At 75.1% G+C, this 16989-nt stretch carries 15 protein-coding genes; 5 read left to right on the top strand and 10 right to left on the bottom strand.

Annotated elements, in window-relative coordinates:
• Position 1: 1 nt before the first annotated feature.
• The 6 genes from ACWCYY_RS25980 to ACWCYY_RS25955 all read right to left on the bottom strand — a co-directional run bounded on the left by ACWCYY_RS25980 (position 2) and on the right by ACWCYY_RS25955 (position 6990).
• Entirely contained in the window at positions 2 to 973 is a 972-nt protein-coding gene (locus tag ACWCYY_RS25980; protein WP_449797396.1) for an ABC transporter ATP-binding protein, read from the bottom strand.
• Positions 970 to 2865: a dipeptide/oligopeptide/nickel ABC transporter permease/ATP-binding protein gene (locus ACWCYY_RS25975; protein WP_449797395.1), complete on the bottom strand. Its 1896-nt coding sequence runs from the start codon at positions 2863 to 2865 to the stop codon at positions 970 to 972. Before ACWCYY_RS25975 ends, ACWCYY_RS25980 begins: the two co-directional genes overlap by 4 nt.
• An 11-nt stretch (positions 2866 to 2876) precedes the next feature.
• Entirely contained in the window at positions 2877 to 3905 is a 1029-nt protein-coding gene (locus ACWCYY_RS25970) for an ABC transporter permease (protein WP_449797394.1), read from the bottom strand.
• Entirely contained in the window at positions 3902 to 5458 is a 1557-nt protein-coding gene (locus tag ACWCYY_RS25965; protein ID WP_380148924.1) for an ABC transporter substrate-binding protein, read from the bottom strand. Before ACWCYY_RS25965 ends, ACWCYY_RS25970 begins: the two co-directional genes overlap by 4 nt.
• Before the next feature lie 405 nt (positions 5459 to 5863).
• Positions 5864 to 6574: a DsbA family protein gene (locus tag ACWCYY_RS25960; RefSeq protein ID WP_449797393.1), complete on the bottom strand. Its 711-nt coding sequence runs from the start codon at positions 6572 to 6574 to the stop codon at positions 5864 to 5866.
• Positions 6571 to 6990: an RrF2 family transcriptional regulator gene (locus ACWCYY_RS25955; RefSeq protein ID WP_345289144.1), complete on the bottom strand. Its 420-nt coding sequence runs from the start codon at positions 6988 to 6990 to the stop codon at positions 6571 to 6573. Before ACWCYY_RS25955 ends, ACWCYY_RS25960 begins: the two co-directional genes overlap by 4 nt.
• A gap of 228 nt (positions 6991 to 7218) precedes the next feature.
• Here ACWCYY_RS25955 and ACWCYY_RS25950 point away from each other — a divergent pair, with 228 nt between their 5' ends.
• A complete protein-coding gene (locus ACWCYY_RS25950) occupies positions 7219 to 7764 on the top strand; it encodes a cupin domain-containing protein (protein ID WP_345289145.1) in 546 nt (181 codons plus the stop codon).
• Between the two features lie 124 nt (positions 7765 to 7888).
• The gene (locus ACWCYY_RS25945) at positions 7889 to 8587 is read left to right on the top strand and encodes a hypothetical protein (protein ID WP_449797392.1); all 699 of its coding nucleotides are present in this window, start codon (positions 7889 to 7891) and stop codon (positions 8585 to 8587) included.
• Between the two features lie 12 nt (positions 8588 to 8599).
• Here the strand turns inward: ACWCYY_RS25945 and ACWCYY_RS25940 are convergent, their stop codons facing one another.
• On the bottom strand, positions 8600 to 9406 hold the full coding sequence (locus ACWCYY_RS25940; RefSeq protein ID WP_449797391.1) for an arylamine N-acetyltransferase family protein: 807 nt from the start codon (positions 9404 to 9406) through the stop codon (positions 8600 to 8602).
• An 83-nt stretch (positions 9407 to 9489) separates the two neighbouring features.
• The gene (locus tag ACWCYY_RS25935) at positions 9490 to 11274 is read right to left on the bottom strand and encodes an alkaline phosphatase D family protein (protein ID WP_449797390.1); all 1785 of its coding nucleotides are present in this window, start codon (positions 11272 to 11274) and stop codon (positions 9490 to 9492) included.
• A gap of 19 nt (positions 11275 to 11293) precedes the next feature.
• Here ACWCYY_RS25935 and ACWCYY_RS25930 point away from each other — a divergent pair, with 19 nt between their 5' ends.
• The gene (locus ACWCYY_RS25930; RefSeq protein ID WP_380148917.1) at positions 11294 to 11887 is read left to right on the top strand and encodes a dienelactone hydrolase family protein; all 594 of its coding nucleotides are present in this window, start codon (positions 11294 to 11296) and stop codon (positions 11885 to 11887) included.
• A 7-nt stretch (positions 11888 to 11894) separates the two neighbouring features.
• On the opposite strand, the gene ACWCYY_RS25925 is transcribed toward ACWCYY_RS25930, so the two are convergent.
• On the bottom strand, positions 11895 to 13301 hold the full coding sequence (locus ACWCYY_RS25925; protein WP_449797389.1) for a DUF2079 domain-containing protein: 1407 nt from the start codon (positions 13299 to 13301) through the stop codon (positions 11895 to 11897).
• 128 nt (positions 13302 to 13429) lie between these two features.
• On the opposite strand from ACWCYY_RS25925, the gene ACWCYY_RS25920 reads away from it, so the two are divergent.
• Both ACWCYY_RS25920 and ACWCYY_RS25915 read left to right on the top strand, forming a co-directional pair.
• Entirely contained in the window at positions 13430 to 14110 is a 681-nt protein-coding gene (locus ACWCYY_RS25920; protein WP_380148914.1) for a response regulator, read from the top strand.
• Positions 14100 to 15608 carry a sensor histidine kinase gene (locus ACWCYY_RS25915; RefSeq protein ID WP_345286419.1) on the top strand — a complete coding sequence of 503 codons (1509 nt, stop codon included), beginning with the start codon at positions 14100 to 14102 and terminating at the stop codon, positions 15606 to 15608. The genes ACWCYY_RS25920 and ACWCYY_RS25915 overlap by 11 nt, the downstream gene beginning before the upstream one ends.
• A 19-nt stretch (positions 15609 to 15627) precedes the next feature.
• Here the strand turns inward: ACWCYY_RS25915 and ACWCYY_RS25910 are convergent, their stop codons facing one another.
• The gene (locus ACWCYY_RS25910) at positions 15628 to 16968 is read right to left on the bottom strand and encodes a DUF2252 domain-containing protein (protein ID WP_449797388.1); all 1341 of its coding nucleotides are present in this window, start codon (positions 16966 to 16968) and stop codon (positions 15628 to 15630) included.
• Between the last annotated feature and the right edge of the window lie 21 nt (positions 16969 to 16989).

Below are 16989 nucleotides of genomic sequence, written 5' to 3'. Positions count from 1 at the left end.
GTCAACGGGGAAGCCGGGTGCGCCAGTCGGGGGAGTGGTGGCAGGCGACGGAGTGGTCCTCGGCCACCGGCTGCGGTGCGGGGAGCTCGGCGCAGGCCCGGTCGGCGAACGGGCAGCGGTGGGCGAAGGTGCAGGCCGCCGGGCCGGTGATCCCCGGTCCGGGCCCGCGCAGCAGGGCCAGGGCGGCCCGGCGCGACGGGTCCAGGCTCGGCGAGGCGGCGCCCAGCAGGGCGCCGTACGGGTGCGCGGGCCGCTCCAACACCGCCTGGGCGGGGCCCTGTTCGACGATCCGCCCGCGGTAGAGCACGGCGATCCGGTCGGCGATCCCGGAGAGCGAGTCCAGGTCGTGCGAGATCACCACCACGGCCAGGTCCAGCTCGCGGCGGAGCCGGTCCAGCAGGCGCAGCACGTGGTTGCGGTTGGAGGCGTCCAGGGCGCTGACCGGCTCGTCCGCGAGCAGCAGCCGCGGCCGGCCGACGATCGCCCGGGCCACCGAGACCCGCTGCCGCTGTCCGCCGGACAGCCGGCCCGGCGTGCGGTCGGCCAACGCGGCGTCCAGGCCGACCAGTTCGAGCGCCTCGCGGACCCGGCCGTCCCGTTCGGTCCGCGGCACGCCGGCCACCGCGAGCGGTTCGCCGACCAGCCGGGCCACCGTCAGGTCCGGGTCCAGCGAGCGCAGCGGGTCCTGGAACAGGTACTGCACCGCGCCGGACCGGCGGACCGCCCGCAGTTCGCGGCCGCGCAGTGCGCCGAGCTCGCGCCCGTCCACGGTGATCCGCCCGGCGGTGACCGGGGCCAGGCCGACCACCGCCTTGGCGAGCGTGGTCTTGCCGGAGCCGGTCTCGCCGATCAGCCCGAGCACCTCGCCCGTGTGCGCCTCCAGGTCCACCCCGGCGAGCACCGGGGTGCGGCCGTAGCCGACCGAGAGGCCGCTGATCCGCAGGGCCGGAGCGGTCCGGGTGGCGGTGCTCATACGGTGGCCTCCGTCCGAAGTCCGTTTTCCTGCTGGGTGGTTGACGTCCCGCCGAGGGCGAGGTCGGCGGCCCGGACGCAGCGCACCCGCCGGTCGGCGCCGGCCGGGGCGAGGGCGACGTCCGCCGCGGTGCAGGCCGCAGTGGCGTACGCGCAGCGGGCGGCGAAGCGGCAGCCGGGGCCGCCGGCGCCGGGCTCGGGCGGGCGGCCCGGGATGACGGCCAGTTCGCGCCGGTCGCGGCGGCCGAGCGAGGCGACCCGCAGCAGCGCCTCGGTGTACGGGTGGGCGGGTGCGGCGACCACCTCGGCGGTGGGGCCCTCCTCGACGATCTCCCCGGCGTAGAACACCAGGATCCGGTCGCAGACCTCGGCCACCACCGCCAGGTCGTGGCTGACCAGCAGCAGGGCCAGCCCGCGCTCCCGGCGCAGCCGGTCGAGCAGGTCCAGCACCTCGGCCTGGACCACCGTGTCCAGCGCGGTGGTCGCCTCGTCGGCCACCAGCAGGCCCGGGTCCTCGGCGACCGCGACGGCGATCAGGACGCGCTGCAGCATGCCGCCGGAGAGCTCGTGCGGGTAGCTGTCGTGGACGGTCTGGGGATCGCGCAGGCCGACCGCCTCGAACAGCTCCACCGCCCGGCGGCGGGCCTCCGCCCGGCTGAGGCCGAGCCGGGTGCGCAGCGGCTCGCCGAGCTGGCGGCCCACGGTGAGCGCGGGGTTGAGGTAGGAGCCCGGGTCCTGGAAGACCGCGCCCAGGCGGTCGCCGCGCAGCCGCTGCCACTGACGGTCGCTCAGGCCGGTCAGTTCGACCGCCGGCGAGCCGCCGTCGGGGGAGGGCCCGAGGGCGATCCGTCCGGCCGCGACCTCCACCCCGGGGGCGAGCAGGCCGAGCACCGAGCGGCAGGTCAGGGTCTTCCCGCTGCCGGACTCGCCGACCAGGCCGACGGCCTCGCCGGGGCGGACGGTGAAGGAGACGTCCCGGACGGCCTCGGTGCGGCCGTGCCCCACCGTCACGTGCAGGCCCTCGACGCGCAGCGCCTCGCCCGTCGGCGGAGCGTCAACCGCCGCCCGCACCACAGGAGTCGGCCGCCGACGGGAGGGCTTCGGCCCGGTGTGGTCGGTGTCGGCCAGCACGTCGGCGAGCAGGTTGAGCGCCCCGATGGTGAGCACGATCAGGGTGGCCGGCACGGCCGGGGCCCAGGGCTGCTGGGCCAGGTAGCCGAGGTCACCGGCCAGCATGCCGCCCCAGGTCGGGGCGGGCGGCTGGACGCCGATGCCGAGGAAGGTCAGCGAGGAGACCGCCAGCAGGCTGGTGGCCAGCGCGTGCGCGGTGGTCACGGCCACTGTCGGCAGTACCTTGCGCCAGGTGTGCACCCGCAGGATCCAGGCCCGGGAGGCGCCCATCAGTTCGGCTGCGGCCACGTACTGGGCGCGGTCCAGGCCGAGCGCGGCGGCGCGCACCACCCGGAAGAACAGCGGGGAGAGCAGCACGCCGAGCGCGACCATCGCCTGGTGCAGGCCGTTGCCGAGCAGGCCGACGGCGGCGATCGCGAACAGCGTGAACGGCAGGGTCATCAGCGAGTCCACCGCCCGCAGCGCCAGCCACGTCCCGGCGGTGCCGAAGCGGACCGAGAGCAGCCCGGGCACCACCCCGAGCAGGGCGGCCACCGCGACCGCCTCGACGGCGGCCAGCACCGAGAGGCCGGTGCCGGCCAGCAGCCGGCTGAGCACGTCCCGGCCGAGGTAGTCGGTGCCCAGCAGGTGGCCGGCCCCGGGGCCGCGCAGGGCGGCGGCGGTGTCCTGGGCCAGCGGGTCGTGCGGGGCGAGTGTCCCGCCGAACAGCGCCAGCAGCAGGACGGCGGCCAGTACCGCCAGTGCCGCGCGGGCGACAGGCACCCGCAGCGCGCTCACCGGGCACCCCCGCCGGCGGGGCGGCGGGCCGCCGGGTTGAGCACGTACAGCAGGGCGTCCACCGTGAGGTTGGCGACCAGCACCACCGCGACGGTGACCAGCAGGGTGCCCTGGATCACCGGCACGTCGTGCTGTTCGGCCGCCCGGAGCGAGAGTTGGGCGATCCCGGGCAGGTTGAAGATCCGCTCGGTCACCACGGCGCCGCCGATCAGCACCGGCACGCTCATGCCCAGCACGGTGACGGCGGGCCCGGCCGCGTTGCGCAGCGCGTGTCCGAGCAGCACCCGGCGGCCGGACAGGCCGCGCATCACCGCGCCGGTGGCGTAGTTGCGGCGCAGCTCGGCCACCAGCGAGGTGCGCAGCTGCCGGGCGATCCCGGCGGCCGCGTCCAGGCTGAGCGCCAGCGCGGGCAGGACGGCGAACCGCAGCCACTCGCCCGAGTCCTGACCGAACGGCACGTAGCCGCCCGAGGGGAGCAGCCGCAGCTGGACGGCGACCAGGGTGATCAGACCGATGGCGACCACGAAGGCGGGCAGGGTGCCCAGCAGGGTGCAGACGGCGGTGACCGCCCGGTCCACCCGGCCGCCGTGGTCCAGCGCCGCCGCGATCCCGGCCGCGCCGCCCAGCAGCACGGCCAGCAGCAGGGCCAGCCCGGCGATCGAGAGGTCCACCGGCAGCGCGGTGGCGATCGAGTCGGCCACCGGCACGGTGGTGAACCAGGAGACCCCGAGGTCCCCGCCGAGCGCGTGCAGCAGCCAACTGCCGTACTGCACCGGCAGCGGACGGTCCAGGCCGAAGGCGTGGTCCAGCCGGGCGATGTCGGCCGGGGTGGCGGTCTCGCCGAGCACGGCGGCGGCCGGGTTGGCGTCGGAGACCGCGCCGAGGCCGAAGGTGAGCAGCGAGGAGATCAGGAAGACGGTGGCGGTGCCCGCCAGCACCCGCCCGAGCGGACGCGGTGCCCGGGCCGCCCGGCGGAGCAGGGGCGGTGCCCAACCCGCCTTCCGCGGAAGGACGGTGGTGCTCATGACGCGGTCACCCCCTCGAAACGTTGGACCACGGTGAAGGACGGGATCGGCGAGACCGACTTCCGCCGGGCCAGCAGGCGCGGGACGCTGTAGAGGAAGGTGTTGGGCATGGTCCGCACGGCCAGCGCGGTGGCGGCCTGCAGCACCTTCGGGTACTCGGGGGAGTCCAGCGGGGTGCGCGAGACCAGCTCGACCGCCGCCGTCAGCTCCGGCGGGGTGCGCCGCCCCGGGTTCATCAACCCCTGCTCGCCGAACAGCACCTGGAAGGCCTGGGCGGCCGAGTCGCGGCCCGCGAACTGGTCGCTGGCCAGTGCCTTGGAGTGCTGGATGTACATGATCTGGGTGGCCTGGGCGGCCGGGATCACGTCGATCGAGGCCCGGATGCCGACCTCCTTGAGCTGGGCCTGCAACTGCTCGGGCAGGCCCTGCGCGACGGTGGTGGTCAGCGCCAGGTCGACCCCGTTCGGGAAGCCGGCCTCGGCCAGCAGGGTGCGCGCCTTGGCCGGGTCGTACCTGAACGCGTCCGCGAGCGCGGGGTCGTGGCCGACGTAACCCTTCGGGAAGGGCTGGTAGTTGACCTCGCCGTGGCCGAACAGCTGGGTCTTCACCAGGGCCTCGCGGTCGATCGCGTACTTGAGCGCCTCGACCACCTTGGGGTTGTCGAACGGTGCCTTCTCGACGTTGACGTCCAGCACCGCGACCACCAGCGACGGGATCTCCTGCACCTCCAGTCCGGCCGCCTTGGCGGCGGCCACCTGGCTGCCCGGGATCTGCGCCACGTCGAACTGCCCGGACTGCAGCCCGGCGACCACGGTGGTCGCGTCGGGCAGCGGGTGCAGCTCGAAGTTCTCCAGCCGGATCGCGGCGGCGTCCCAGTAGGACGGGTTGCGCCTGAGCACCGCCTTGGCGTTCTGGGTGTACGAGACCAGGGAGAACGGGCCGGAGCCGGCCGGCTTGGTGGCCAGCGCGGCGGCGTCCGCCTCGAAGGCGGCCGGGTTGACCACCATGCCGGTCTTGCCGGCCAGCAGGTTGGGGATCTGGTAGTCGGGCTTCGCGAGTTGGAGCACCACGGTCTGCGGATCGGGGGCGGTGATCTCCTTGACGCTCGCCAACTGCGGGGCCACCAGCGACTTCGGGGCGGTCCGGCCGCGGTCCAGGCTCTTCTTCACGGCGGTGGCGTCCAGCGGGGCGCCGTCCGAGAAGGTCAGGCCGGGGCGGAGCTTGAAGGTCACCGAGCCGCCGTCCGGGCTGTACGACCAGGAGGCGGCGAGCGCGGGTACGGCGTCGCCCTTCTCGTCCAGCTTGGTCAGACCCGCGTACACCAGCGACAGCCCGTGCACGTCCCAGCCGGCCGAGGAGAACACCGGGTCCCACGAAGTCGGCAGTGCCCAGCCCCACTTGAGGGTGCCGCCCGCCGCGCCACCGCCACTGCCGGCCCCGGCCTGCCCGGCGTCGCCGCAGGCGGCGAGGGCCAGCGAGGCGCCGAGGCCGAGGCCCAGGCCGAGCAGGGAGCGTCTGCCGAGCAGCGGGCGGGGGGCGGAGGAGCTGGTCATGACGGATCGTCACCTTTCGTGGTGGGCACGGGGGAGGCGCGCGTCGGGACACGGCGCGGCGGGGCGCGGTGGACGCGGTGAAGGGGGTGAAGGGGGCGTACCGAAGGGGGTGCGACGGGAGTGTGACGGGGCGGAGCGCGAGGGCGCTACGGGCGGGGCCCGGTCAACAACAGGGCCCGGCGGGCGGCTGGGGAAGCCGCGGCTGCATCGGGTTCATGGCCTCATCCTGGCCAGCCGCGCGACGCGCTGTCAATGGACACCAAAAGGTGTCTGATTACTCCCAGGCTGCTGCAACGCCCCCTCAACACGCCGTTCACAGAGGGACGTTGAGTCGGGCACGGACGGCCGGGGCCCCGCCGCCGCCGGACGGCGGAGCGCTGCGCCGGACCACGGGAACGTGACGTCTCAGTGTCGCGCGGCGACCTCGGCCAGGGCCGTGCGGTACTCCTCGGCCGGGCGCCAGCCCGGCACCACCCGGCGCCCGGCGGGGCCGCTGAACACCAGCGTGGGCAGCGCGTAGCGGTGGCCGTCCTCGGTCTCCTTGGCCCCGCCCGGGTGCGGGCCCGTGCCGCGCAGCCCGATCACCTCGGGGGCGGGCCGCCGCGCCTCGGCGCGGTCCCGGGCCACCCGGGCCCGTACCCGCGGCCCGGCGGCCTCGGCCAGCAGCCGGGCCAGGTCCAGCCCCGGTGCCCCGGCCAGTGCGGCGGCCACCCGCCGCTCGGTGTCGGCCGGTTCGCCCCGGAGGAAGGCGCTCTCCCGCAGCCGCCGCAGCACCTCCTCGGCCACCGCCGGCCCCTGGGCCTCCGCCGCGGCCGCCGCCAGCGCGGACGGCCAGCTGCTCGCCGCCACCCACCGCAGTTCGGCGGCGTGCGGGGCTCCGGTGTGCCCGGCGACCTCGGCCACGTAGCGGCTGAACCAGGCCGCCTCGGCCGCCGGATCGGGCGCCGGCTCCTCGTCCTCGTCGAAGAGGATCGCGAACACCCGCCGGTGCTCCACCGCCCCGCCCCACTCGCGCCGCAGCTCCCGCAGCCGGGGCTCGGCGCCCCAGGACCACGGGCACATCGGATCGGTGAACTCGGCGACCTCCACCGAGCCCGGGGGCGGGGGCGGCGTCATACCGGCGTCACCTGCCGGGCCCGGTCGACCAGGTGGGCCACCGTGGTGCCGGTCAGGATCTCCACGGCGCGGTCCTCCACGCTGCGCCAGACGGCGGGCAGCCCGTGGGCCGGGCCCGGGTAGTCCAGGCCCGCCAACGGCTCCCCGCGCAGGGTGATCACCTCGCCGTCCACCGCGCGCACCACGTCGAGCAGACTGATCCGGTCGGCGGCCCGGGCCAGCCAGTAGCCGCCCTCGCAGCCGCGCTGGCTGCGCACCAGACCGGCCCGGCGCAGCTCGCCCACCACGGACTTGAGGAAGCGGAACGGGATGCCCTGGGCGTCGGCTATGGCCTCGCAGGTGAGCGGGCGGGACGTGTCGCAGGCGAGCTCGACCAGAGCGCGCGCGGCGTAGTCCGCCTTGGCGGAGATATGCATGGGGCGAGTATCCCCCGGCCGGGTGGATGCTCAAGTCCCTTGTCAGGTGCGGGGCGTGGCGGCGGGCCGGAAAGGACACCTCTTGACATCCTTTCGCCGGCGGGCCTAGCGTCCGAACCCGGCCGGGCTTCTCCGCCGGGCGCCGCACACCGCGCGCCCCGGGCCCGTCGCCGCTGCCTGCCGCGTGCCCGCGTGCCCTTGTCCACCGCCCCGTCCCGAGGAGCTGCCATGTCCACCGCCCACCTGCCGGACCGTCAGAGCCGGGCCGCCGGGCCGACGACCGTGGCCGGCACCGGCTTCCACCCGCACCTGCACGAGGGCGAGCCGGTCCCGGCCGGCGGGCTGCGGGCCCGGCTGCACCACGTGAAGGCCGGGGAGCTGGACGGCGACACCGCGCAGACCGGCGGCATGCGGCGGTTCGCGGCGGTCAGCGGCAGGACGGTCGGCTCGGAGAAGCTCTGGATGGGGCAGACCCACGTCGCCCCGTCCACCTCCTCCTCCGACCACCACCACGGCGACTCGGAGACCGCGATCCACGTGGTCAGCGGCCACCCCGAGTTCGTCTTCGTCGACGACTCCTCCGGAACCCCCGAGGAGATCCGGCTGAAGACCGGCCCGGGCGACTACATCTTCGTGCCCCCGTTCGTCCCGCACCGCGAGGAGAACCCGGATCCGGAGGAGGAGGCCGTGGTGGTGATCGCCCGCAGCACCCAGGAGGCCATCGTGGTCAACCTCCCGGGCCTGTACGCGCTCGGTGCCGAGCCGCAGGAGTAGCGTCCTTCCCCCGCGCGGGGGAGGCGTGGGCCGTCCCCGGGGGCGACGCGGGGGAGCGGGTCTGCGCGGGATCGTCGTGGTGGCGCACAGGGGGTGCGCCGCCGCGAGGAGATGAGGGACCGTCATGCGCAAGGTACTTCCGGTGATCGCCCTGGCCGCCTGCCTGCTGGCCACCGTCGCGCCGGTGGCGACGGCCGCGCCGGTGGCGACGGCCGCGCCGGTGGCGACGGCCGCGCCGGTGGCGACGGCCGTACCGCACGGCGCCGGGTGGGCCTCGGCCTTCGAGCCGGTGGCCGGGGCGCACGCCGCCGGTCCGCTGCGGCTGCTGGGCCGTGCCCGGCTGGACGTGCACGGGCCGGTGGCCACCCAGCCGGACTGGGTGGACCTGGCGATCGACGCCCGCGCGGTACGGCGGCCCGGCGGCGGCGAGCCGGTGCGGGCCGAGGGCCGGGTGGTCATGAAGCACACGTTCCTGAACGCGGACGGCGGCTTCGAGGGGTCCGTCGAGTTCACCGCCGCGGTCGACTGCCTGACCCTGGCGGGCCCGGCCGACGCCGCGTTCCCGGTGCTCACCGGGCGGGTGGAGAAGACCGTCTTCACCTTCCCGCCCGGGCAGCCCGCGCAGCCGGCCCGCCCGGACTGGCACCCGGAGACCTCCTTCGCCTTCCGCACGGACGCCGACGGCCACCCGAGGGTGGCCTGGGCCCTCCCGCCCTACGACGATCCGACGGCGCCGCCGAAGGCGTTCCGCTGCGAGGCGCCCGGGCCGGATGCCGGACCGGAGTTCTACAAGCTCGGCGGCGGCTTCGCGCTGCGGCGCTGACCGTCGGTCAGGTCAGGGCGCCGGGTGGAGGACCTTCGGCAGGTGGGGGAGGGTGAAGCCGAAGCGTTCGTCGTAGGCGGCCAGGGTCTCCGCCTCGGTCAGCTCCTCGACGGTGCGGGTGCCGTCCGCCGTGGTGCGGATCAGCCGGGTGCCGCTGAGGCTCAGCCGGCCGTCCGCGAGCTGGCGGGAGCAGACCGTCGAGCGGGTGAAGTGCGAGCCCGGCGAGGTGGTGTGCCACCAGCAGGTGGGGACGAAGTCGGCCAGCTCGCGGGGTCGGAGCTCCAGCCGGTACTGCGCCTCGCCGTCCTGGGAGACCACCAGGTCCTCGCCGTCCGGGCGGACGGTGAAGCTCCCCGAGGGGTCCTGCTGAGGGTCGGTCAGGTCCAGCCGCAACGGCTCGCGGGCGAAGCTGCCGAAGCCGACGTCGGCCAGCCAGGGCTCGTCCAGGTCCACCCGCAGCGCGAGGTGGTCGAACGGGATGCCGAGCCGGTCCGGCGCGGCGTACACCCGGGCCGCAAGCAAGGTCACCCGGAAGCCCAGGGCACGGAGCAACTCGGCGAACAGGCCGTTGAGTTCGTAGCAGAAGCCGCCGCGCCGCCGGTCCACCACCTTGGCCAGCAGGGCGGCGGGCTCCAGCACCACGGGCTCGCCGAGGTGGATGGAGAGGTTCTCGAACGGGACCGCGAGCAGGTGGGCGCGGTGCAGCGCGGCCAGTGCCGCGTGGTCCGGCCGGTCCGGGCGGGTGGCGCCGATCCGGGACAGGTAGGCGTCCACCTGGGCGGGCGTGAGGGCGGGAGGTGTCTGTTCCACCCGGCCCATTCCACTCCGCCGCCCGGCCCGGCGCAAGATCGCTGACGGGCGGCGGCTGACGACGGGTCAGCCGCCGCCCCTCGGGTGCGCGGTCAGCGCGGGGACTTGGCCCGCTCGACCTGCTGGGTGCCGGAGCGGGTCCGGTAGCCGCGGGCCCAGCGGCTGGTGGCGTCCTTCCTCGTGCGGTCGGAGAGCACGTAGTAGTCCATCTGGACCGCCTCCGGGGTGACGTCCAGGACGCCGTAGCCGTGCGAGTCGAGGTCCACCCACTTGACGTGCGGGTTGGCCGCCTGGATCGCGGCGGCGGCGACCAGCGAGACGGTCTGCGGGGCGACCTTCAGGAAGTCGTCGATGTTGTCCGAGGTGACCGAGGTGACGGTGAACTCGGTGGCCGCGCTGCCCGAGAACGGGTAGGTGGCCGCCTCGTGCGGCACGTCGGAGGCCCAGGCCGAGTGGATGTCGCCGGTCAGGAAGACCGTGTTGCGGATGCCCCGGTCCTTCAGGTGGCCGAGCAGCTCGCGCCGGTCGTGGGTGTAGCCGTCCCACTGGTCCGGGTTGACGGCCAGGCCCTCGGCGGGCAGGCCGAGCAGCTGGGCCAGCGGGCGCAGCAGGTAGCCGGGCAGCGAGAGGAAGGCGACCGGCGAGATCATCACCGAGTTGCCGACCAGCCGCCAGGTGGTGTCCGAGGCGGAGAGGCCCGCCTTCAGCCAGTCCAGCTGGGCCCGGCCGGTGATGGTGCGGTCCGGGCTGTCCACCCCGGAGGTGGCCGCCTTGGCCTGCTCGGAGCGGAAGGAGCGCAGGTCCAGCAGCGAGAGGTCGGCCAGCTTGCCGTAGCGCAGCCGGCGGTAGGTGGTTCCGGCGATCGAGGGGCGGACGGGCATCCACTCGAAGTAGGCCTGCTTGGCCGCCGCGACCCGGTCGGCCCAGCTGCCCTCGGTGCCCGGGGTGTGGTTCTCGGCACCGCCGGCCCAGGCGTCGTTGGCCACCTCGTGGTCGTCCCAGATGGCGATGGTGGGGACGGTGGCGTGCAGCGCCTGGAGGTCCGGGTCGGTCTTGTAACGGCCGTGCCGGGTGCGGTAGTCGGAGAGGTTCAGGATCTCGTGGGCGGGCGCGTGCGGGCGCACCACGCTGCCCCGGGCGGCGAACTGGCCGGTGCCGTACTCGTAGATGTAGTCGCCGAGGAAGAGGAAGGCGTCCAGGTCGCCGCGGGCCGCCAGGTGGCGGTAGGCGGAGAAGTAGCCGGCCTCCCAGTTGGCGCAGCTGGCGACACCGAAGCGCAGGTGCGCGGTGGCGGCGTCGGTGGCCGGGGTGGTGGCGGTGCGGCCGACCGGGGAGGTGACGCCCTCGGCGGTGAAGCGGAACCAGTAGCGGGTCGCCGGGCGCAGGCCGCGCACGTCCACCTTGATCGTGTGGTCGGTGGCGGCGGTGGTGGTGACGGTGCCGGAGGCTGCCACGGCGGTGAAGCCCTGGTCCTCCGCGAGCTGCCAACTCACCTGGGTGTCGGGCCCCTTGAGCGAGCCGGGCAGGGCCTCGGGGATCGGGGTGACGCGGGTCCAGAGCAGCACGCCGTCCGGCAGCGGGTCGCCGGAGGCGACGCCGTGCAGGAACTGCGGCGCGGAGGCGGCGGTGGCCGTGGTGGCCGCGGCCAGCGGGAGGGCGGCGGCGCCGGCGGTCAGCGCGGCAGCCTGGAGGACCCGGCGGCGACGCGGCCGGGCGGAGGACAGGGCATCTGTGGGCTCAGTCACGTCCGACAAGGCTACTGAGCGGTAAGTACTTGTCCAGGGGTCGCGCTGACTGTTCGTCGGTCCTTCACCGGAGCGTGGGACGGCACGGTCCGTCGGTGGCGTGGGCGATGATGGAGCGTTAGTCCCGAACATCCGAGGTGAGGACCCCGTCGTGGCCCAGATCGTCCTGTTCCACTCCGTCTACGGCCTGCGGCCGGCCGTGCACCGGGCCGCCGAGCGGCTCCGGGCCGCCGGGCACGAGGTGCACACCCCCGACTTCTTCGAGGGCCGCACCTTCGAGGACGTCGAGGAGGCCATGGCGTACAAGGAGGAGCTGGGCAGCGAGGAGCTGCTGCGCCGCGCCGTGACGGCCGTCGCCCCGCTGCTCGTCCCGGACGCGCGTCTGGTCTACGCCGGGTACTCGCTCGGTGCCGCGCTCGCGCAGAACCTCGCGCTGGCCGACGAGAAGGCCCTCGGCCTGCTCCTGCTGCACGGCACCTCCGACATCCGCGAGGACGCCGCCACCTCCCTCCCGGTGCAGCTGCACGTCGCCGAGCCCGACGCCTTCGAGCCCGAGGACTGGCTGAACGCCTGGTACCTCAACATGACCAAGGCCGGGGCCGACGTCGAGATCCACCGCTACCGGGGCGCGGGCCACCTCTACACCGACGCCGAGCTGCCCGACTACGACGCCGAGGCCGCCGAGCGGACCTGGGCCGTGGCACTGGACTTCCTGGCCGAGCTGGACGCCGAGGCCGCGGCCTGACGGGCCGTCAGGGCACCCGCTTCCAGACGCTGAAGCCCTCGGCGGAGTAGAGCCGCTCGTACCCGGCGGCCGCGCCCAGCGCGGCCGCCGTCGGGCCCGGCCAGACCGAGGCGTCGTCGGCGACCAGCCACTCCGGTACCGGCCGGCCCGCCGCGAAGGCTCCCGGGGTGAGCAGGTAGACGGTGGCCCGGTCGGTCAGGTGCGGGGCCATGCTGTTGGAGGCGGCGACCACCGCGCCGTCCGGCACCAGGGCCAGCGCCGCGCCGCCGGCCGCCGCCCGCGGCGAGGCGGTCCAGAACGAGGGCGTGCCCGCCCTGGCCAGCAGCAGCGGTCCGAACGGGGCCGTGGTGACGGTCACCAGGGCCGCGACCGCGAGCAGCGCGGCGGGCAGCACGGTGGCGGTCCGCCGGTGCGCCCGGAGCCGGGACAGGGTGTCCACCAGGGCCAGGAAGACCACCGGCATCAGCACCGCCGAGTAGTGGTGCGAGGTGCCCCAGTAGACCGTGTTCCCCGAGGCGAACCGCCAGGCCAGGGTGGGCAGGGCGACCAGCAGCAGCGGGCTGCGCACGGCGAGCAGGCCGGTCGGCAGCAGCAGCATCAGCACGGTGTTCGCCTTGGTGTCCAGCCCCTGGAACAGCCCGAAGGTGCCGGAGGCGGAGTCCAGGTAGCCGTACCCGCCGCTCGGGCTGAAGGCCGGCAGTACCACCAGCAGCACCAGCGCCATGGCCAGCGGCCCGCCCACGCAGAGCAGCAGCCCGGCCCGCAGGTGACGGCGGATCAGCAGCACGCCGATCGCCGCCACGGTGAGCCCCATGTCCTCCTTCACCAGCAGCAGCGCCGCCCCCCACCAGGCGCAGGCGGTCCACCGCCCGTCCAGCCAGGCGGCCAGCGAGAGCGCCAACAGCGGCACGGCGAAGGCGACTTCGTGGAAGTCGAAGCCGATCAGCGACTGCAGGCCCCAGGCGCCGGCGTAGGCCACCCCGAGGGCCGGGGCGCCCCGGAGACCCCTGCGGGCCGCGCAGCCGGTCACCACACCGGCGGAGAGCGCCACCAGCGCGGCCTGCACCACCAGCAGCAGCTCCACCCGCGGCACCAGCGCGTACAGCGGGCCGAGCAGCGCCAGCACCGGGTGGAAGTGGTCGCCGAGCAGCGGAAAGGCCGTCAGGCCCGGTGCGCCCTCGCTGCGCAGCTCCGAGGCCGGCCACTGCCCGGCCGCGTAGTGGCGCACCGCCTGGCCGAAGATGCCCAGGTCGTACCCGGTGGTCTCGAAGCGGGCGTGCAGCCGCAGCGCCACCGCCGCGTACACCGCGAAGACCCCGGCCCCGACCGCCCACGGGCCGGCGTTCCGCCGCCGGCGCGGCGGGGCCGGCCTCAGCGGCGCGGTGGTGGGGGCGGGGGCGGTGGCCGTCGTCATCGGGGCGCTCTCCGGTGGTTCGGGTGCGGTCGGGAGGCCCCGAGGCTCACACCGCGCCGCTGAAGCCTCGCTGAAGGACCCTGAAGATCGCTTCAGGGAGCCCTGCCGATGGTGTGGATACTGAGCGGATGCGCTTGCTGGTGATCGAGGACGAGGTACGGCTGGCCGAGGCCCTGCGCCGGGGGCTGACCGCCGCCGGGTACGCCGTGGACGTGGAGCACGACGGGCGGGACGGCCTCTGGGCCGCGTCCGAGCGCCCGTACGCGGCGATCGTGCTCGACGTGATGCTGCCCGGCCTGAACGGCTACCGGGTCTGCGACCGGCTGCGCCGGGCCGGCGTGGAGACCCCGATCCTGATGCTCACCGCCAAGAACGGCGAGTACGACGAGGCCGAGGCGCTGGACACCGGCGCCGACGACTACCTGGCCAAGCCCTTCTCCTACGTGGTGCTGGAGGCCAGACTGCGCGCGCTGCTGCGCAGGGGCGGCGCGGCCAAGGGCCGGACGGTGCTGCGGGTCGACGACCTCTGGCTCGACCCGGCGGCGCGGACCTGCGGCCGGGGCGAGGAGCGGATCGAGCTGACGGCCAAGGAGTTCGCGGTGCTGGAGTGCCTGGCGCAGCGGGTGGACGAGGTGGTCCCGAAGATCGAGGTGGTCGACCAGGTCTGGGACGCCAACTACGAGGGGGACCTCAACATCGTGGAGGTGTACGTGAGTTCGCTGCGCAGGAAGATCGACGCACCGTTCGGCCGGGAGACCATCACCACCGTGCGCGGAGTCGGCTACCGGCTGGTCGGCCGTGCGGCCTAGCGCGGCGGCCTGGGCCCGGGGGCACCGGGAGGTGGTCGCCGCACTGGCCACCGGGGCGGCGGCGGCCGGGTTCGTGCTGCTGGCGGTGGCCCCGACGGCCCTCAAGGGCGACCTGCGGCCGCCGGAGGGCATGGCGGAACTGCGCGCCGTGAACCACTTCGACCCGCTGCTCGGGCCGGTCGGCCTGCCCGGGCCGCTGCTGATGGGCGTCCTGGTCGCGGGGGTGGCCTGGGTCGCCGCCCGCTGGGCGGCCCCGGCGCGCGGCCCGCAGGCCGCGCTGCTGTCCGGGGCCGCGGCCGCCCTGCTGCTCTGGGGTGACCTCCGCTGGCTGACCGCCTACGACTCGCTCTACCCGTTCGTGGTCGAGGCGGTGGCCGAGTGGGGACCGCGGGCCGCCGCTCCGCAGTTCGGCGTGGTGGTCGCCCTGGTGACGCGCTTCGCCCTGGCGCCGCTCGGCCGGGACGCGCCGATGCGGGCCCGCTCGGCGATGCTCGCCGCGGCCGCCGCCATGGTGCCGATGGCCGTCGTCTCGCCGGTGCTGTGGAACCTGGACCTCCAGTTCACGGGCGTCGGGTACGAGACCTTCAGGATCTACTGGATGGCGGAGGTCGGGATGCCCACCATCGCCCTGGTGGTGGGCACCACGGCCTGGCTGACCGCGGGCCGGGCGCTGCGCCCGGTGGAGGCGATCCGGCGCGGGCTGGCCGAGCTGAGCGTCCGTTCGCTGGACCGGCGGGTGCCGGTGCCGCGCAGCGGGGACGAGCTGACCAAGCTGGCGGTCACCACCAACGAGATCCTGGACCGGCTGGAGCACTCGGCGGAGCTGCAGCGCCGGTTCGTCGGCGACGCCTCGCACGAGCTGCGCAGCCCGATCGCCAACCTCCGCGCCTCGCTGGAGGGTTCGCTCGCCCACCCGGCCGGGGTGCACTGGCCGCAGGTGGTGCGGGAGGCGGTCGGCGACATCGAGCGGCTGCAGCGGCTCACCGACGACCTGCTGCTGCTCAACCGCCTGGACAGCGGCCCCGGCGCGCCGGCGGGTCGGTCGGCGGGCGGGCCGGTGGACCTGACCGGGCTCGTGCTGGACCTGGTCGAGGAGTACCGGCACCTGCCCCGCGCCGCCCGCCTGCGGATCAGCTCGGAGACCGACGGGCGGGCCGAAGTGGTCGGCAGCGCCGTGCAGTTGGAGCGGCTGATGCGCAACCTGCTGGACAACGCCTGCCGCCACGCGGACCGCGCCGTCGCCGTCCGGCTGGCGGTCGAGGACGGCGCGGTCCGGCTGGAGGTGCGGGACGACGGACCCGGCATCCCGGAGGCGGACCGGGAGCGGGTCTTCGAGCGCTTCACCCGGCTCGACGACGCCCGCACCCGGGCGGTGGGTGGCTCGGGCCTCGGGCTGCCGATCGCCCGTGAGATCGCCACCGGCCACGGCGGCACCCTCGTGGTGGCCCCGGGGGAGGGCGGCGCGGTGCTCACCGTCCTTCTCCCGTCCGGGAGTTGATCCGCGAGGGGGCCGCGGCTCAGCCCAGGCCGGGGATCCGGCCGTTGCGGAACAGGTCGACGAAGATCTGGTGGTCCAGCCGGGCCCGGTCCCCGTAGGCGTGGGCGAACTCCACCAGCATGTCGGCGAAGGCCTCGCCCCGGCCGCCGATCGCGGCGTCGATGGCGTGCTCGGTGGAGAACGGCACCAGCCCGTGGCCGCTGGAGGAGACGTCGGCCGCCGCGTGCATCCCGGCGGTGGCCCGGCCCAGGTGGGTCACCACGTCGAGCAGGTCGGCCGCCTCGGTGAGGTCGCTCCAGTCCAGGTCCGAGGAGTACGGGGAGACCTCGGCGACCAGCATCCCCTGGCCCCGGAAGGTGGTCCAGCCCAGCCACGGGTCGCTGTGCGCCTGGAGCGCCCGCTGCGAGATGACGGTGCGGTGGCCCTCGTGGGTGAAGAACTCCCGGATCGCCGGGTCCGTCACGTGGCGCGAGACGGCCGGGGTCTGACCCTGCTTCAGGTAGATGATCACGTCGTTCTCGAGGGCGTCGGTGTGGCCCTCCAGCAGCACGTTGTACGAGGGCAGCCCGGCGCTGCCGATGCCGATGCCCCGGCGCCCCACCACGTCCTTCACCCGCAGCGCCTCCGGCCTGGTCCGGGTGGCCGGCGGCAGGGTGGCCAGGTACTGCTCGAAGGCGGCCAGCACCTCGCCCTTGGTCTCCTCGTCCAGCGGGATGGTGCCGCCGCCGGAGCGGAACCGGCGCTCGTAGCCGTCGATCACGGTGTCCTGCTCCAGCAGCGCCACCCGGGTCTGCAGCCGGGCCCGGCGCAGCGTCTCCAGCAGCGGGCCCTCGGCCGTGTCCAGGGTGTACGCCTCGGCCTGGTCGCCGGCGGCCAGCGCGCCGATCCGCGCCCGGTAGGCGTCGGCGAAGGCGCGCACCAGCTCGGAGATGGTCCGGTCGGAGAGCGCCTTGGCGTAGCCGAGCAGCGCCAGGCTGGCGGCGAGCCGCTGCACGTCCCAGGTGAAGGCGCCGACGTAGGCCTCGTCGAAGTCGTTGACGTTGAAGACCAGCCGGCCCTCGGAGTTGAGGTACGTGCCGAAGTTCTCCGCGTGCAGGTCGCCGTGGATCCAGACCCGGCTGGTCCGGGCGTCCAGGAACGGCGTGCCGTAGGCCTCGAACGGAGCCGTCGTCAGGTCCGCGTAGTACAGCCCGGCGGTGCCCCGGTAGAAGGCGAAGGCGGAGGCGGCCATCTTGCGGAACTTCACCCGGAACGCCGCCGGGTCCTCCGCCAGCAGCCCGCCGAAGGCGGTGTCGAACACCCGCAGGATGGTCTCGGCCCGCTCGGGTTCGCGCTGGGCGGCGTTCTGCTGCTGCGGCATGGCTCTCGGTGTCCTCTGCGG

This window comes from Kitasatospora sp. NPDC001664 (assembly GCF_053596675.1).
Note: the sequence above shows the minus strand (reverse complement) of the source record. Positions and strands in the feature narration are given on the sequence as shown.

What these genes read in the sequence shown, in the direction of transcription:
- ACWCYY_RS25910 (WP_449797388.1), bottom strand. Translation starts at nt 16,968, where the DNA reads ATGCCGCAGCAGCAGAACGCCGCCCAGCGCGAACCCGAGCGGGCCGAG.
- ACWCYY_RS25940 (WP_449797391.1), bottom strand. Translation starts at nt 9,406, where the DNA reads ATGGGCCGGGTGGAACAGACACCTCCCGCCCTCACGCCCGCCCAGGTG.
- ACWCYY_RS25950 (WP_345289145.1), top strand. Translation starts at nt 7,219, where the DNA reads ATGTCCACCGCCCACCTGCCGGACCGTCAGAGCCGGGCCGCCGGGCCG.
- ACWCYY_RS25970 (WP_449797394.1), bottom strand. Translation starts at nt 3,905, where the DNA reads ATGAGCACCACCGTCCTTCCGCGGAAGGCGGGTTGGGCACCGCCCCTG.
- ACWCYY_RS25965 (WP_380148924.1), bottom strand. Translation starts at nt 5,458, where the DNA reads ATGACCAGCTCCTCCGCCCCCCGCCCGCTGCTCGGCAGACGCTCCCTG.
- ACWCYY_RS25920 (WP_380148914.1), top strand. Translation starts at nt 13,430, where the DNA reads ATGCGCTTGCTGGTGATCGAGGACGAGGTACGGCTGGCCGAGGCCCTG.
- ACWCYY_RS25935 (WP_449797390.1), bottom strand. Translation starts at nt 11,274, where the DNA reads ATGTTCGGGACTAACGCTCCATCATCGCCCACGCCACCGACGGACCGT.
- ACWCYY_RS25945 (WP_449797392.1), top strand. Translation starts at nt 7,889, where the DNA reads ATGCGCAAGGTACTTCCGGTGATCGCCCTGGCCGCCTGCCTGCTGGCC.
- ACWCYY_RS25980 (WP_449797396.1), bottom strand. Translation starts at nt 973, where the DNA reads ATGAGCACCGCCACCCGGACCGCTCCGGCCCTGCGGATCAGCGGCCTC.
- ACWCYY_RS25960 (WP_449797393.1), bottom strand. Translation starts at nt 6,574, where the DNA reads ATGACGCCGCCCCCGCCCCCGGGCTCGGTGGAGGTCGCCGAGTTCACC.
- ACWCYY_RS25955 (WP_345289144.1), bottom strand. Translation starts at nt 6,990, where the DNA reads ATGCATATCTCCGCCAAGGCGGACTACGCCGCGCGCGCTCTGGTCGAG.
- ACWCYY_RS25925 (WP_449797389.1), bottom strand. Translation starts at nt 13,301, where the DNA reads ATGACGACGGCCACCGCCCCCGCCCCCACCACCGCGCCGCTGAGGCCG.